This window comes from Streptomyces sp. NPDC087300, assembly GCF_044744425.1.
In the GTDB taxonomy this organism is placed as follows: domain Bacteria; phylum Actinomycetota; class Actinomycetes; order Streptomycetales; family Streptomycetaceae; genus Streptomyces.
Map to the genome: position 1 here is coordinate 870,616 of NZ_JBIUYI010000002.1, position 13,969 is coordinate 884,584.

A 13,969-nucleotide genomic window follows, 5' to 3' on the forward strand; every position below is an offset into this window, starting at 1 on the left:
CGACCCGTACCGGCCTCTAAGCGGGCAATCAGCATCTTTTTGCCTCTTTACCCATTAAATGGTCGTGTGATCGAGACCGACCGCCGCGCCCTCCTGCGCGCGGGCGCCGGACTGGCCGTCGCGGGCACGCTCACCACCGGGTGCGCCGCGACCGGCACCGGACCCGCCGCGCACGCCCGCCCGCCCGCGGCCCACCCCCCGGCCAAGACCCCCCGCCCCGCACCCGCCGCCCCCGCGCCCCGCCGCTTCCCCGGCCTGCCCGCCCAGATCTCCCACGGCCCCCGCACCGGTGACCGGGTGGCGCTCACCTTCCACGGTCAGGGCGACCCGGCCACCGCGAAGGCCCTGCTCACCCGGGCCGAGCAGGCCGGTGCCAAGGTCACCGTCCTCGCCGTCGGCAGCTGGCTCGACGCACACCCCGAGCTGGCCCGCCGCATCCTCGACGGCGGCCACGACCTCGGCAACCACACCCATCACCACGTCGACGTCAACGACATGTCCGAGGCCGACGCCTACGCGGAGATCACCGGCTGCGCGGACCGCCTGCGCCGCCTCACCGGCTCCATCGGCACCTGGTTCCGGCCCTCGCGCGCCCAGCGGGCGACGCCCCTCGTCGAACGGCTCGCCCGCCGCGCGGGCTACCCGCACGTCCTCTCGTACGACGTCGACTCCCTCGACTTCACCTCGCCGGGCGCCCCGGCCGTCACCCGCAAGATCGCCGCCGAGATCCGCCCGGGATCCGTGGTGAGCCTCCACTTCGGGTACGCGGACACGGTCGCCGCGCTCCCCGCCGTCCTGCAACAACTGGAACGCCGCGGCCTGCGCGCGGTGACGACCACGGAGCTGCTGACCTGATGCCTCGGAACCCCACCCCGTCCCGGAGACTCCAGCTGACCCGGCGCACCGCGGCCGTGCTCGCCGCCGGTGCCGCGCTCGCCGCCCTGGCGGGCTGCGGCACCGACGAGCGCGCCGACGAGGCGCTCGGCACCGCGGGCATCCGCAAGCCCGCCGAGCCGAAGGCGGCGCCGGGGCTGCCCGGCATGCCGCCCGTCCTCGACCCGAAGGACGCCTACGCGGCCGACCGCCCCAACGCCCTCCAACCCCAGGTCAAGAAGTTCCTGCCGCGCGTCTACGTGCCCAACACCGGCTCCAACACGGTGTCGGTCATCGACCCCAAGACGTACGAGGTCATCGAGACCATCCCGGTCGGCAACCAGCCCCAGCACGTCGTCCCCTCCTGGGACATGAAGACGCTCTGGGTCAACAACGACCTCGGCGACAGCCTCACCGCGATCGACCCGGCGACCGGCAAGACGGGCCGCACCGTCGAGGTCTCCGACCCCTACAACCTCTACTTCACGCCGAACGGCAAGTACGCCGTCGTGATGGCCTCCATGGACCGCGAACTGGTCTTCCGCGACCCGAAGACCATGAACCGCGTCAAGACCGTCCCGGTCACCTGCGCGGGCGTCAACCACGCGGACTTCTCCATGGACGGCCGCTACTTCATCGTCTCCTGCGAGTTCTCCGGCGAGCTCCTCAAGGTCGACACCGAGAAGATGGAGGTCGTCGGCCAGCAGAAGATCCCCTTCAAGGGCGCCATGCCGCAGGACGTGAAGATGTCCCCGGACGGCAAGACGTTCTACGTCGCCGACATGATGGCGCACGGCATGTGGGTCCTGGACGGCGACAAGTTCACCAAGCCCAGGCTGCTGCCCACCGGCAAGGGCTGCCACGGCCTGTACGTCAGCCGCGACTCCAAGGAGATGTACATCTCCAACCGGGGCGAGGGCACCATCTCCGTCTTCGACTTCCCGAAGAACAAACTCACCAAGAAGTGGAAGCTCCCGCAGGGCGGCAGCCCCGACATGGGCGGCGTGTCGGCGGACGGCAACACCCTCTGGCTGTCCGGCCGTTACAACTCGGAGGTGTACGCCATCGACACCCGCACCGGCGTCCAGGTGGCCCGCATCCCGGTCGGCAACGGCCCGCACGGCCTCGCCGTCTACCCGCAGCCGGGCCGCTACTCGCTCGGTCACACGGGGATCTTCCGTTGAACGATGGATGGTTGACGGTTGACCCTCGCTGACACCGGGCACCAAAAGGGCAGTTCAGGAACTTGCTTCCTCCCACTCCTGGAGGCGCCCGTGATCCGTGGCATCGATGTCAGCTCGCACCAGTCGACGACGTTCAGTACGAGCGGCCTGTCCTTCGTCTTCATCAAGGCGACGGAGGGCCGTTCGTACGTCAACCCGAAACTCACCGCCCAGACGAAACACACCCGCGACGGCGGCTGCGTCGCCGGCTTCTACCACTTCCTGTGGCCCGGCAACATCACGGCCCAGGCGGCGTACTTCGTGAGCAAGGCACCTGAGAAATCGGGGGACTTGCTGGCGGTGGACTGGGAGCGGACGGGGGAGGGCACGCGCGCGAGCAACGCGGAGAAGGACCGGTTCATCCGCGAGGTCAAGCGCCTGCGACCCGGACATAGGGTGATGCTCTACTGCAACCGCGACTTTTGGCTCAACCACGACACCACGTCCTACGCGGGCGACGGCCTGTGGATCGCCGACTACGTGACGGCGGGCAAGCCGCGCATCCAGGCGGACTGGACGATCCACCAGCACACGTCGACACCGCTGGACAAGAACGTGGCCGACTTCGCGAGCGAGGACGCGCTGCGGGAATGGGCGACGGTCGACTGAACGGCTGCGCCTGTGCCTACGGATGCGTGTCCGTGATCGCGATGAGGTCGTCGAGGCGGTCCAGGGCGGTCTGGAGGTCGTCGACCTTGGTCTGGATGCGGGCGCGCTCGGTGTGGAGCATGGCTCGTTGTTCGGCGTCGGTGTGGCCGGAGTTCCAGCACGGGAGGAGTTCCGTGATCCTTCGGCTGGTCAGGCCCGCGGCGAACATCTGCTGGAAGAAGCGCACCAGGGCGATGGCGTCCTGGCGGTAGAGGCGCTGGCCGGAGGGGCTGCGTTCGGCGACGAGCAGCCCCTGTTGCTCGTAGTAGCGCACGGCGCGTACCGAGACGCCGGCGCCGCGTGCCACCTCGCCGATGCGGATCAGGCGCTCGGTCGCGGTCTCGGTCTCGGTGACGGTCATGGTGATTCCTCTCACCCCGGTCCTGGCGGTCGGCACTTGCCTCTGACGTCAACGTCAGGTTTTAGCGTACCGGGCATGGACATCAACAATTCAGTCGCCCTTGTCACCGGAGCCAACCGCGGCCTGGGCCGCGCCTTCGCCCAGCGCCTGCTCGAACGCGGCGCCCGCAAGGTCTACGCGACCGCCCGCCGGCCGGAGAGCGTGGACCTGCCCGGGGTGGAGGTGCTGCCCCTCGACATCGCCGATCCCGCGTCCGTGCGGGCCGCCGCCGAGGCCGCCGGGGACGTATCGCTGCTCGTCAACAACGCCGGGATCCAGACCGGGACCGACCTGGTGACCGGTTCGCTGGACGCCGTGCGGCAGGAGCTGGAGACCAACGTCTTCGGCCACCTGGGCATGGTCAGGGAGTTCGCGCCGGCGCTCGCCAGGAACGGCGGGGGCGCGATCGTCAACGTACTCTCCGCCATGTCGTGGTTCGGCGGCGCGGGCGCGGGCGCCTACCACCTGACCAAGGCCGCCGCCTGGGCGATGACCAACGGCGTCCGCCTGGAGCTCGCCGAGCAGGGCACGCTCGTGACGGCGGTCCACCTCGGGCTCGCCGACACGGACATGGCCGCGGGCTGGCCCGTGGCCAAGCTCGCGCCTTCGGAGCTGGCCGACGCGGCGCTCGACGGCGTCGAGTCGGGCTCCGCCGAGGTCCTCGCCGACCAGTGGAGCCGGGACGTCAAGTCCCGGCTGACGCTGGCGCCGGAGGAGTTCAACGCCGCGATGGACCGCGCCATCGCGTCGCTGACGGCGGCCTGAGGGGCGGATGCGGTCCCCGGAACGGGCGGTGTGTTCCGGGGACCGTCCCCTCAGGGAGCCACCCGCACCACGACCTTCCCCACGTGCTCGTTCGCCTCGAGGAGCCGGTGCGCGTCCCCGATGCGCTCCAGTCCTTCGAAGACCTCCGCGACGGCCGGGCGGAACGTGCCGTCGCGGATGCCCGACTCGATGAACGCGTTCACCCGGCGCCGCCCGGCCGCGCCCTCCGACAGCCGGCTGTTGGCGTAACCCCGCACGGTGAGGGGCCAGTTGAGAGGCATCTGCATCGGTGTGCTCGCGTCGAGGAAGCCGTAGACGACGACCGTCCCGTCGGCCGTCGCCGCGCCGGAGAGCTCGGCCAGCCCCGCCCCGCCGACCGCGTCGAAGACCAGCTCGGCGCCCTTGCCGCCGGTGAAGCGGCGCACCTTCTCCACGACGTCCTCGGTGTCGGACGCGACGACCAGGGCCGCGCCGTGGTCGAGGAGTTGCCGCCGCTTCGCGCCGGTGCGGGTGACCGCGATCGGGACCGCGCCGATCCGCGTGGCGGTCTGCAGCGCGGCGATGCCGACCCCGCTGGACGCTGCCGTGATCACCACGTGGTCGCCGGGCCGCAGGCCGCCCGCCTCCAGCATGCCGCCGTACGCCGTGGAGTACGCGAGCCACGTCGCCGCCGCCGTCACCGCGTCGAGCCCGGCGGGGCGCGCCACCACGGAGTCGGCGGGCAGGACGACGCGGTCGGCGTAGACGCCCTGCGCGCTCATCTCGATGCCGGGGCCCGTCATGACGGCGTCGCCGGGGGAGTGGGCGCGCACGCCGTCGCCGACCGCCTCGACGATCCCGGCCGCCTCGTAGCCGAGCCGGGACGCGGGCAGGTTGGGCCGGTAGTAGTACGTCCCGGCTCGGAACAGCGCCTCGGCCCGGTTGAGGCCCAACGCCTCGACGCGGACGAGGACTTCGCCGGGCCCGGGTGCGGGCAGCGGGAGTTCCTCGACGCGCAGCACCTCGGGGCCGCCGAGCTCGTCGAAGAGGACGGTCCGCGCGGTGGCGGGTGTCGGTGCGGTACCGGTCCGTGTGCTGCTGGTTCGTGCGGTGTTCGTCGTCATGTCCAAGACGCTAGGCGGGCCCTGCCGCACGCTCCATGCCCGCCGATCCTGCGCTCATGTCCGTTCGTCTCGCGGCCCGAACGGCGCTTCGGCGGTCGGGTTACGGTGCCTCCATGGACGTACTGAGCGACGCGATCGCGGCGATGCGCACCGGGCGGCCGCACGCCTCCCTGACGCGGCGGGATTCGCCGTGCCGGATGCGGTTCCTGGGGCAGGGGGGCGTCGGATTCCACTCGGTCGTCGAGGGCTCCGCCCGCCTGGTCCCGGCCGACGGCGGCATCGCACCCGTCGCGCTCGGGCCCGGTGACGTCGTCTTCATCACGCACCGGGGCGCGTACGAGCTCGTCGGTGAACGGGACGGGGAGCCGCCGGCCGCCGCCATGATCTGTGGCGCGTACTTCCTGGACGAGAGCCGCCCGCACCCGCTCCTGACCGAGCTGCCCGACTTCGTGCATCTCGCCGCGGGTGATGTGGACGGCGGCCCGCTGCGTGCCGTACTCGGCCTGCTCCGCGCCGAGTTGGACGAGCCGCAGCCAGGGTCCGACTCGATCGTCACCTCGTACCTCGACACGCTGCTGCTCCTGATCCTGCGCACCTGGTGGCTGCGCGTGCGCGGCGGGACCGGCGATCTGACCGGCTGGGCGGCCGCGCTCGCCGATCCTGCGGTCGCGGCCGCGCTGCGCGCCGTCCACAGCGACCCCGCACACCCCTGGACGGTCGGGGAACTCGGCGCGCTGTCCAGCCTGTCCCGGGCGCCCTTCGCGCGCCGGTTCACGGCGTCGGTGGGGATGCCGCCGCTCGGATATCTGACGTGGTGGCGGATGACCCTCGCGGCGGGGTGGCTGCGCGATCCGGACGAGGCGCCGCTGCGCTCGGTGGCCGAACGGGCCGGTTACGCCTCGGAGTTCGCCTTCGCCAAGGCGTTCAAGCGGGAGTTCGGGCTGGCGCCGGGACGCTACCGGAAGCTGCGCGCCGCCGGGTGAGCGCGGCCCGCAGCGCCAGGAAGAGCAGCATGCCGAACGGCGAGAGGAGGATCGTGAGGACCAGCAGGGGGCCCGTCACCAGCGGATGGACGCCGAGCCGCCGGGACTCGCGGTACATCCACTGTCCGATCAGCAGGTCCCAGGCGATGACCTGGGCCCAGATCGCGCCCGCGCCGTTCGCGTGCTCCACGAGCGCGCGGAATCCGTCGAGGTCCGGGCTGCTGACCGTGGACCAGAGCTCGGGGAGTACGGGCAGCGCCAGCGCGAGGTAGACGGCCAGGACGGGTACGACGGTCAGGGGTGACGCGGCGATCCGGGCCGTGGGGCCCCAGCCGGGCGCGAGGACCATGAGCAGCCAGACCGGCGCGGCCAGCCAGAAGGAGAGGTCGAAGAGGAATCCGGTCACGGGACGAGCTCCATCTCTGTCTCAAGGGGCTTGACTGGAGGCCGAGTTGAGGTCGGTGTGCGCAGTGCCGCGACGGCTCCCGCGGCCGTGCCGACGGCGATCAGGCCCGCCGCCGTGAGCGTCGCGCCGTCCGGGTGGATCAGCGGCTGGCCGCGCAGCGCCTGCCACAGGACCAGGGCGAAGACGGCCGCGTAGGCGGCGGACGCGAGCAGGACGAGCCGCAGCCGTACGCGCGGGTCGGCGAGACGGGCGTACCGCGGCGCCAGCGCCAGCAGGGCCATGAGCAGCAGCGGGAGCAGCTGGAGCGCGTGCATGCCGACGAAGTGCGGGATCCGCAGGTCGCCGCCGGTCGTCGACCAGCCGGTCAGCGGCATCGAAGGACCGCCGTCGGGCACGCCCACGCTGTGCGCGCCGACGATCGGGGACTCGCCCCTGCGCTGGCCCGGCGCGGGCTGGGTCATCAGGAAGCCGACGGCGGCGCCGGCGAGCGCGAGGACGATGCCGCAGCGCATCGTCCAGGCGGACGCGCGGTCGGGGACGCGGGCGCGCGGCAGCAGGATCGCGATGGCGAGGGTGCCGAGCCACAGGATGACGACGGTGACGGCCATCGTGTTGAACAGGGCGCCGTCGAGCGGGGTCTGGTGGTTGAAGTGGCTGCGCTTCCCGCGGATCACCTGCCCGGTGATGATCAGCATCTCGACGGCGCTCGTCACCGCGACCACGGTCCCCGCCCACCAGCCCGCACGCCGTCCCCGGTCGAGCAGCGAGAGCAGCCAGGCGAGCGAGAGTCCGTACGCGACGAACGAGACGGAGAACTTCAGCGGCTTGAACCAGATCCGCGCGCCCACCAGGACGCGGTCGTCGGCCACGAGTCCCACGGCGGATATGACGGCGAGCACGGCCATCGACGCGGAGAACAGCACCAGCGGGCGGTGCCAGGAACGCCATAAGGGCACAGGGATCCCCTCCAGGGAAGGCGGTTGGTGATTATGGATAGCGGCGCTATCTGCTATCCGATAGCGCAACTATCTATGATGGGGAGGGGGTTGGCAAGGGGAGTTCGATGGACAGGAGCGTGGACAGGCCGTGCGCATAGGCGAGTTGAGCCGCAGGACCGGGGTGCCGGTGCCGACGATCAAGTACTACGTACGGGAGGGGTTGCTCGCGCCCGGCGAGCTGAGCAGCCCCAACCAGGCGCACTACGACGAGACGCACGAGCGCAGGCTGCGGCTGATCCGCGCGCTCCTCGACGTCGGCGGCCTCAAGGTGGCGGCGATCGCGGAGGTGCTCGGAGCCATCGACGACCCCGGGCGCCCGCTGCACAAGGTGCTCGGCGCCGCGGCGGACCGGCTCGGCGGGGCAGGCGCCACCGACGACGACGCCGAGGCGACGGCCGCGCGCGACGCCGTCCAGGAACTGATCGCACGGCGCGGCTGGCACGCGCACGAGTCGAACCCCGCGGGCGAGGACCTGTCCCGAGCGCTGGCCGCGATGGCCCGCGTCGGCCACGGCGCGTTCACGGAACTCCTCGACGACTACGCCGACGCCGCCGAGGCCGTCGCCCGCGCCGATCTCGGCTACGTGGGCCGCCGGGGCGCGGTCGACGACCTGGTGGAGAGCGTGGTGATCGGCACGGTGCTCGGCGAGGCGGTCTTCAACGCGCTGCGGCGGCTGGCGCATGTGGACGTGTCGGCGCGGCTTTATGGGGGTGAGGGGGAGGGGGTGGGCTGAGGGGCCTGTGGGGCCCGGCGGCCTCGGTGGCACCGGCGACCTCGGTGCCACCCGCGGCACCGGCGGCACCCGCGGCACCGGCGTCCCGCCTGCGACGAACTCGCCGCGCCTGCCCGGCCGGTGCGTGGCGGGGGGCCTCGCGGGCAACGGCGAGCGCACCGGTAACGTGAGCCTGATGACGCTCGCTCCGCACCTCTACGCCCGGGGCGTCCACGCGGCCCGGCTCGCGCACGTCCCGACCGCCTCCGTACGGGCGGCGCTCGCCGCGGTGAACCGGACGGAGGCCACCGCATGACGGACCCCGCGGACGTGACCGGTCCCGCGCCGGTCCTGCACGCGGCCGACGTCACCGTCGTCCGCGACGGACGGCCCATCCTCGCGGACGTCACGCTCACCGTCCGCCCCGGCGAGCACTGGGCGCTGCTCGGCGCCAACGGCGCGGGCAAGTCGACCCTGCTCAGCCTCTGCGGCGCGGTCACCCACCCCACGTACGGCACCGTCGAGGTGCTCGGCCGCCGCCTGGGCAGCGTCGACCTGCGCGACCTGCGGGCGTACGTCGGTCATGTGAACCCACGGCATCCGCTGCGCTCGGCGCTGCCGGTCCGCGACGTCGTCCTGACCGGGCTCACCAACAGCGTGGAACCGGTGCCCCGTTGGCGCCCCACGCCCGAGCAGGAGGAGCGCGCCGACCGTCTCGTGACGCTGCTCGGCCTCGGGCACCGCGCGGACGCCCGCTGGCCCACGCTCTCCCAGGGCGAACGCGGCCGCACCCTGATCGCCCGCGCCCTGATGCCGCGGCCGCGCCTTGTCCTCCTCGACGAACCGGCCACCGGCCTCGACCTCGCGGGCCGCGAACGCCTCCTCGACAGCCTGGACACCCTGCGCGCGGCCCACCCGGAACTCGCCTCGGTCCTGGTCACCCACCACCTGGAGGAACTCCCCGCGGGTACCACCCACGCACTCCTGCTCAGGGACGGCAGGGCGCTGGCATCAGGTCCGGTCGACGAAGTGCTCACCGACGACCGGATCAGCAAGTGCTTCGACCATCCCGTGCGGTTGGAACGCAGGGACGGCCGCTGGACGGTGCGGACGAGCCGCGGCACGCCGCAGACACGGCGCTGACCCATGTGTGCATGCATGCGCGCGTGAAAGGACCCCGCACACCTCGCGCATCGCACCTCACCTGGCGCGAATCGCGTGTGCGGGGCCCCTCCGTGCCGTCGGCACCGCCTACTTGTTCAGGCTCGCCCAGAACTCGTCGAACGAGAGACGCTTGTCCGCGTCGGTGTCCTTCGTACCGATGACGGCCTCGGCGACCGTCTCAGTGACGTAGAAGTCGCCCATCTGCGCCATGGCGCTCTTCCACTCGGCCGCCGTGATGAAGCCGTCGCCGTCCGTGTCGAACCGCTCGAACGTCTTGCGCGCTTCCTCGATGTCCGCCACCGGATCCACCCCTTCTTGGTGCACTACTGACGGGGGTCAGGGTAACGGCCGCCCTCGGAGGCGGTTCACGAGGAGTGCGTCCTGGGCCGGTGATCGGGCCTGGTGGGACATCGTTCGCCCGGAACGTGGGCTGTGCGGACGGCGAAGGTTAAGGTAACGGCCTTCCTGGCACCGGCTGATGAGGAGTACGTCCATGGCGAGCGCGTCCGGCACGCTCGGGGGCATCCTTGACGATGCCGCCCGGGGGCGGTTTCCCGTGGCGGACGGGTCGACCACCGTCGTGCCGCAGCCGGGGCACCGCGACGCGGGCGTCGTCGCCTTCACCGCGCACTCGGTCGTCTTCACCGACGAGGATCCCCGGTGGGTGCGGTCCGCGTTGGGGGCGCTCGACTGTGATCCGCTGGCCGCGAGCCTCAACGCGCGCTTCCTCGCCGCCTTCATGGACCGCACCGGGCGGACGGTGGACACGGTCGACCTGCTGACCGTCGCGCCCGCGCTGCCGGGCGGGCCCGTGCCCGGACTCGGGCTCAGGGAGATCGACGATCCGGATCATCCGCGGGTCGCGCGGGCCCGCAAGCGCCGGGACGACGTGCGGGTGTGGGCGTCGGACGGGGGCGGGGTGCTGGTCATCGGGCGGGGCGTGGCCGGGCGGTGGGAGACGTCGGTCGAGGTGGGGGAGGACGCGCGGCACCGGGGGCTCGGACGGGAGCTGGCCCGCGCGGCACGCCATCTCGTACCGCACGGCGACATGGTCTGGGCGCAGCAGGCGCCGGGCAACGCGCGCAGCGTGCGGGCCTTCCAGGCGGCGGGGTACCGGCCGGTGGGGGCGGAGGCCTTGCTCTTCGCGAGGTGATGGCTCTTCGCCAGGTGATGCATCACCGGGCGGTCTGAACACCGGCAATGCGGAGTTCGTTCTTCAAACGAGACCTTTCACCACTTCTTGTTCACAAACTGAGATCATGGCCCGCCGACCGCGCGGGGTGTGTGCGGTACAACGTGACCGAGGGGGCCGTGTGCCGCCGTGAGGGGAACGTGGTGGAGAGATTCGAAGGGGCGGGGGCCGCCCAGCGGGCGCCTTTCGTGGGCAGGTCGGGGGAGCTCGGGCGGCTCGAAGGGGTGCTCGGGAGGGTCGGGAGTCAGGTCAGGGCCGGGGCGGCGGGGCACGGTGAGGTCCCCGTCGTCGTGGATGTCGTCGGGGAGCACGGCATCGGCAAGAGCAGGCTGCTCACCGAGTTCGCGGCGCGGGCCAGGGCACGGGGCGCGACCGTGCTGCGCGGGCGGGCCGGGGAGCGGTCCCTGAACCGGCCGTTCCGGCCGTTCGCCGACGCCTTCGCCGAGCTCGACCCGCGCGCCGCGCGCGCCTTCCCCTCGCTGGCCGAACTGCCCCCGGCCGTACGGGGCTTGTCGGGGGAGAGTGCCGGGGACGACCTGTTCGGGCTGTGCCGCGCGGCCGCCGCCGCGCTCGGCGCGCTGCCCGCGCCCGGCCTCGTCGTCGTCCTCGACGATCTGCACTGGGCGGACGCCGCCTCCGCCGAGCTGCTCGACCATCTCGTACGCCACCCCGTCCCCGCGCCCCTGCTCATCGCCGTCGCCCGGCGCGAACGCCAGAGCCCCGCCGCGCTCGGCGCCGCGCTCACCCGGGGCGTCGACACCGGAGCCGTACTGCGCGTCTGCCTCGGCCCGCTCGGCCTCGCCGACTGCGCCGACGGGCTCGCGGCAGGAGTGCCGCGCGAGCGGGTGGAGGAGATGCACGCCGCCAGCCAGGGCAACCCCTTCTACTTTCTCGGGCTGCTGAACGGAGGGTGGTGCGGCGCGCGGGACGGGCAGGGCGCGCCGCTCGACGAGCTGGCCTCGCTCGCCCCGGCCGAGCGTGCCGCGCTGGAGGCCGCCGCCGTGCTCGGCGAGCACGCGACCACCGACTCGATCGGCGCCCTCGTCGGCTCGGAACGTGCCGAACTCGTGCTGGTTCTGCGGCGGTTGGTCGCGCGCGATCTGCTCAGGCCCGACCCGGAACGGCGACGGCTCGCGCCCCGGCATCCGCTCCTGTGGGACCGGCTGCGCGCGGGCATCGACCACTGGCGGCGCCAGGAGCTGCACCGTGCCGCCGCCGCCGAACTCGCCGCGGTCGGCGCCCCGCTCGCCGACCGGGCCCGCCACATCGACCGGTCGCTGACCCGCTGGGACCCGGCCGCTGCCGCCGTCCTGACGCAGGCGGCGGAACGGGTGGCGGCCACCGCGCCCGCCGACGCGGCCCGCTTCCTCGGAGCCGTACTCCGGGTGCTTCCCGACCACCCAGAACACCGCGTCCAGCAACGCGAGTTGACGCTCCGGCTCGCCACCGCGCTCGGCATGACCGGCGCCGTGAAGGAGAGCCGGGACCTGCTCCACCGGCTGATCGACGACCATGGCGGCCCGGCCCCGGACGGCGATGACGACGCCGCCAGGGGTGACAGCGATGCGCTGCGCACCGCCGCCGTCGTCCAATGCGCCTTCATGGAACGGCACTTGGGACGCTACGCCGAAGCCGGCGCGCTGCTCCGCCGTGAACTGGACCGGCGCCCGGGACCCACCGGCGCCCGCCGCACCGCGCTCGTCGTCGAATGGGGCTGCCGCGCCCTGTTCGCCACCCGCTTCCCCGAGGTCCGCGAGGAACTCGCCCGCACCCTCGCCGACGCCCGCGCCCGCGGCGACGAACCCGGTACCGCCGAGGCGCTCACGCTGTCCGCCATCGGCGAGGCGCACGAGGGGGCGACCGCCACCGCGCGTACGCACGCCGCGGAGGCCGCCGCGCTCACCGACGTCCTGACCGACGCCGACCTCGCGGGGCAGTGCGAGTCCCTGGTCCGCCTCGCCTGGAGCGAGGCGTTCCTCGACGACTACGCGGCCGCCGTGCGCCACGTCGAGCGCGGCGTCGACATCGCCCGGCGCTCCGGGCGGCCCTTCGCGCTCTCCCAACTGCTGCTCTGCGGCGCGTACGCCAGGTTCACCACGGGCCGCGTCACCGCGGCGCTCACCCTCGCCGACGAGTCCGTGGCGGTCGCCCGCACCCTGGGCGGCGGTGAACTCCTCGGTCTCGCACGCGCGATCCGCGCCATGATCCTCATGCAGGCACGCCCGTTCGGCGACCCCGAGGTGCTCGCCGCCGCGGAGGAGGCGGCCGCCACCGTGGGCACGCTGGACGGCTGGTGGGCGACGCTCTCCCGGTGCCAGCTCGCCTACGCCGCGCTGGGCGCGGGCGACCCCTACCGCGTACGGGACATCCTGCTGAGCGCGGGCGGCGGCCACGACCTGCCCCGGCTCCAGCCCTCCGTACGGCCCAACTTCCTCGAACTCCTCGTCACTTCGGCCCTCGCCACCGGCGACCTCGCCGACGCGGAGCGCTGGGCGGACCGCGCGCTCGACGAGGCCGACCGGCTCGGGCTGCCCGCCCAGCGGGGCGCCGCACTGCGCGCCGTCGCCCTGGTCGCCCAGCGGCATGGTCAACTCGAAGCGGCGGCAAGGGCGTTCACCGAGTCCGCGCAGGAGAGCGGCCGCGCGGGGGCCGCGTTGCGCGAGGCGCAGAGCCTGCTGCTCGGCGCCCCGCTGGTGCGCGCCACGGGGGACGCCGCGCGGGCCGCCGCGATGTGGCGCCGGGGCCGTCGCATCGCCGAGGAGGGCGGGGCACTGCTGCTCGTCGGCCTCGCGGACGGGGCGGGGCGCGGCGAAGAGGGGGATGGGGGAGACGGGGAGCGGGAGGGGTATCCGGCCGCCTACTCCGCTTCGTCGGATGCGTGGGCTCCCTGGGATCCCTCGGGCCCGTCCGGTTCGGCGGGCCCCTTCGCGGCTGGTGTGCCGGAAGCCTCGGTGCCCTCGGGGTGGCTGCCCGGGGAGCCGGGAAGCGGGCCGCTGGGGCTGCTCGGTCCGCGGCGTACGACGGTGGCCTCGGGCCGGCCGGACGCCGCCGGGGCGACGGGGGTAGCGGGGGCACTGGGGTCGGCGGGTGCGTCGGGCTCGGTCGGGTGGTCGCCGGGTGCGGCAGGGCCGGGGGGCTCCGCCGTGCCGCCCGGCGCGGCCACGGTGCCCGGCCCGGGTACGTCCGTCGGCTCCGCCGCGCCACCGGGTCCGGTCGCGCCACCGGTCTCCGCAGGGGTCGCCGACACGGATCCCGGCGGCCTGCTCGCCGCGCTCACGCCGCGCGAGCGCGAGATATCCGCGCTGGTCGCCGAGGGCCTCACCAACCAGGCCGTCGCCGCCAGGCTCTGCCTCAGCACCCGCACGGTCGAGAGCCATGTCGCCCGCGTCTACCGCAAGACCGGCGTGACCTCGCGCGCCGCCCTCGCCTCACTGGTGGCGCGCGGCTCCGGCGGGCGCGGTCAGCCCTCGCGCGGGTAGACGGCGATCACCTCGCCCCGCGG

The 13,969-nt window shown here is 73.4% G+C and carries 15 protein-coding genes; 10 read left to right on the top strand and 5 right to left on the bottom strand.

The annotated features are described in order from the left end of the window. Nucleotides 1-66 precede the first annotated feature (66 nt). The 3 genes from ACIO9J_RS09470 to ACIO9J_RS09480 all read left to right on the top strand — a co-directional run bounded on the left by ACIO9J_RS09470 (nucleotide 67) and on the right by ACIO9J_RS09480 (nucleotide 2,705). Nucleotides 67-855, top strand: coding sequence for a polysaccharide deacetylase family protein (locus ACIO9J_RS09470; protein ID WP_401995072.1), 789 nt, complete (start codon nucleotides 67-69; stop codon nucleotides 853-855). After that, nucleotides 855-2,057: a YncE family protein gene (locus tag ACIO9J_RS09475; RefSeq protein WP_401995075.1), complete on the top strand. Its 1,203-nt coding sequence runs from the start codon at nucleotides 855-857 to the stop codon at nucleotides 2,055-2,057. Before ACIO9J_RS09470 ends, ACIO9J_RS09475 begins: the two co-directional genes overlap by 1 nt. Before the next feature lie 90 nt (nucleotides 2,058-2,147). Continuing rightward, nucleotides 2,148-2,705: a glycoside hydrolase family 25 protein gene (locus ACIO9J_RS09480; protein ID WP_401995078.1), complete on the top strand. Its 558-nt coding sequence runs from the start codon at nucleotides 2,148-2,150 to the stop codon at nucleotides 2,703-2,705. A 16-nt stretch (nucleotides 2,706-2,721) separates the two neighbouring features. Here the strand turns inward: ACIO9J_RS09480 and ACIO9J_RS09485 are convergent, their stop codons facing one another. After that, the gene (locus tag ACIO9J_RS09485) at nucleotides 2,722-3,105 is read right to left on the bottom strand and encodes a MerR family transcriptional regulator (RefSeq protein WP_401995081.1); all 384 of its coding nucleotides are present in this window, start codon (nucleotides 3,103-3,105) and stop codon (nucleotides 2,722-2,724) included. Nucleotides 3,106-3,180: 75 nt separating this feature from the next. On the opposite strand from ACIO9J_RS09485, the gene ACIO9J_RS09490 reads away from it, so the two are divergent. Beyond that, nucleotides 3,181-3,909, top strand: a complete 729-nt coding sequence (locus ACIO9J_RS09490) for an SDR family oxidoreductase (RefSeq protein WP_401995084.1) — start codon at nucleotides 3,181-3,183, stop codon at nucleotides 3,907-3,909. A 50-nt stretch (nucleotides 3,910-3,959) separates the two neighbouring features. On the opposite strand, the gene ACIO9J_RS09495 is transcribed toward ACIO9J_RS09490, so the two are convergent. After that, nucleotides 3,960-5,012, bottom strand: coding sequence for a zinc-dependent alcohol dehydrogenase family protein (locus ACIO9J_RS09495; RefSeq protein WP_401995087.1), 1,053 nt, complete (start codon nucleotides 5,010-5,012; stop codon nucleotides 3,960-3,962). 113 nt (nucleotides 5,013-5,125) lie between these two features. Here ACIO9J_RS09495 and ACIO9J_RS09500 point away from each other — a divergent pair, with 113 nt between their 5' ends. After that, a complete protein-coding gene (locus ACIO9J_RS09500; protein ID WP_401995090.1) occupies nucleotides 5,126-5,995 on the top strand; it encodes an AraC family transcriptional regulator in 870 nt (289 codons plus the stop codon). On the opposite strand, the gene ACIO9J_RS09505 is transcribed toward ACIO9J_RS09500, so the two are convergent. Both ACIO9J_RS09505 and ACIO9J_RS09510 read right to left on the bottom strand, forming a co-directional pair. Next, on the bottom strand, nucleotides 5,937-6,401 hold the full coding sequence (locus tag ACIO9J_RS09505) for an ABA4-like family protein (protein WP_401995092.1): 465 nt from the start codon (nucleotides 6,399-6,401) through the stop codon (nucleotides 5,937-5,939). The two genes, ACIO9J_RS09500 and ACIO9J_RS09505, sit on opposite strands and share 59 nt — an antisense overlap. Beyond that, on the bottom strand, nucleotides 6,398-7,306 hold the full coding sequence (locus ACIO9J_RS09510) for a hypothetical protein (protein ID WP_401995937.1): 909 nt from the start codon (nucleotides 7,304-7,306) through the stop codon (nucleotides 6,398-6,400). The genes ACIO9J_RS09505 and ACIO9J_RS09510 overlap by 4 nt, the downstream gene beginning before the upstream one ends. 181 nt (nucleotides 7,307-7,487) lie before the next feature. On the opposite strand from ACIO9J_RS09510, the gene ACIO9J_RS09515 reads away from it, so the two are divergent. The 3 genes from ACIO9J_RS09515 to ACIO9J_RS09525 are packed head-to-tail and all read left to right on the top strand — an operon-like array spanning nucleotide 7,488 to nucleotide 9,254. Next, nucleotides 7,488-8,132 carry a MerR family transcriptional regulator gene (locus tag ACIO9J_RS09515; RefSeq protein ID WP_401995095.1) on the top strand — a complete coding sequence of 215 codons (645 nt, stop codon included), beginning with the start codon at nucleotides 7,488-7,490 and terminating at the stop codon, nucleotides 8,130-8,132. Nucleotides 8,133-8,139: 7 nt separating this feature from the next. After that, the gene (locus tag ACIO9J_RS09520; RefSeq protein WP_401995098.1) at nucleotides 8,140-8,427 is read left to right on the top strand and encodes a hypothetical protein; all 288 of its coding nucleotides are present in this window, start codon (nucleotides 8,140-8,142) and stop codon (nucleotides 8,425-8,427) included. Then, entirely contained in the window at nucleotides 8,424-9,254 is an 831-nt protein-coding gene (locus ACIO9J_RS09525; protein ID WP_401995101.1) for an ABC transporter ATP-binding protein, read from the top strand. Before ACIO9J_RS09520 ends, ACIO9J_RS09525 begins: the two co-directional genes overlap by 4 nt. Before the next feature lie 108 nt (nucleotides 9,255-9,362). On the opposite strand, the gene ACIO9J_RS09530 is transcribed toward ACIO9J_RS09525, so the two are convergent. Further along, nucleotides 9,363-9,575, bottom strand: a complete 213-nt coding sequence (locus tag ACIO9J_RS09530) for an EF-hand domain-containing protein (protein ID WP_401995104.1) — start codon at nucleotides 9,573-9,575, stop codon at nucleotides 9,363-9,365. Nucleotides 9,576-9,768: 193 nt separating this feature from the next. Between ACIO9J_RS09530 and ACIO9J_RS09535 the strand changes: the two genes are divergently transcribed. Continuing rightward, complete coding sequence (locus tag ACIO9J_RS09535; protein WP_401995107.1) at nucleotides 9,769-10,428, top strand: GNAT family N-acetyltransferase; 660 nt, start codon at nucleotides 9,769-9,771, stop codon at nucleotides 10,426-10,428. A gap of 182 nt (nucleotides 10,429-10,610) precedes the next feature. Further along, a complete protein-coding gene (locus ACIO9J_RS09540; protein ID WP_401995110.1) occupies nucleotides 10,611-13,946 on the top strand; it encodes an AAA family ATPase in 3,336 nt (1,111 codons plus the stop codon). Nucleotides 13,947-13,969: the final 23 nt, after the last annotated feature.

What these genes read in the sequence shown, in the direction of transcription:
- ACIO9J_RS09535 (WP_401995107.1), top strand. Translation starts at nt 9,769, where the DNA reads ATGGCGAGCGCGTCCGGCACGCTCGGGGGCATCCTTGACGATGCCGCC.
- ACIO9J_RS09500 (WP_401995090.1), top strand. Translation starts at nt 5,126, where the DNA reads ATGGACGTACTGAGCGACGCGATCGCGGCGATGCGCACCGGGCGGCCG.
- ACIO9J_RS09475 (WP_401995075.1), top strand. Translation starts at nt 855, where the DNA reads ATGCCTCGGAACCCCACCCCGTCCCGGAGACTCCAGCTGACCCGGCGC.
- ACIO9J_RS09510 (WP_401995937.1), bottom strand. Translation starts at nt 7,306, where the DNA reads ATGGCCGTGCTCGCCGTCATATCCGCCGTGGGACTCGTGGCCGACGAC.
- ACIO9J_RS09525 (WP_401995101.1), top strand. Translation starts at nt 8,424, where the DNA reads ATGACGGACCCCGCGGACGTGACCGGTCCCGCGCCGGTCCTGCACGCG.
- ACIO9J_RS09495 (WP_401995087.1), bottom strand. Translation starts at nt 5,012, where the DNA reads ATGACGACGAACACCGCACGAACCAGCAGCACACGGACCGGTACCGCA.
- ACIO9J_RS09490 (WP_401995084.1), top strand. Translation starts at nt 3,181, where the DNA reads ATGGACATCAACAATTCAGTCGCCCTTGTCACCGGAGCCAACCGCGGC.
- ACIO9J_RS09485 (WP_401995081.1), bottom strand. Translation starts at nt 3,105, where the DNA reads ATGACCGTCACCGAGACCGAGACCGCGACCGAGCGCCTGATCCGCATC.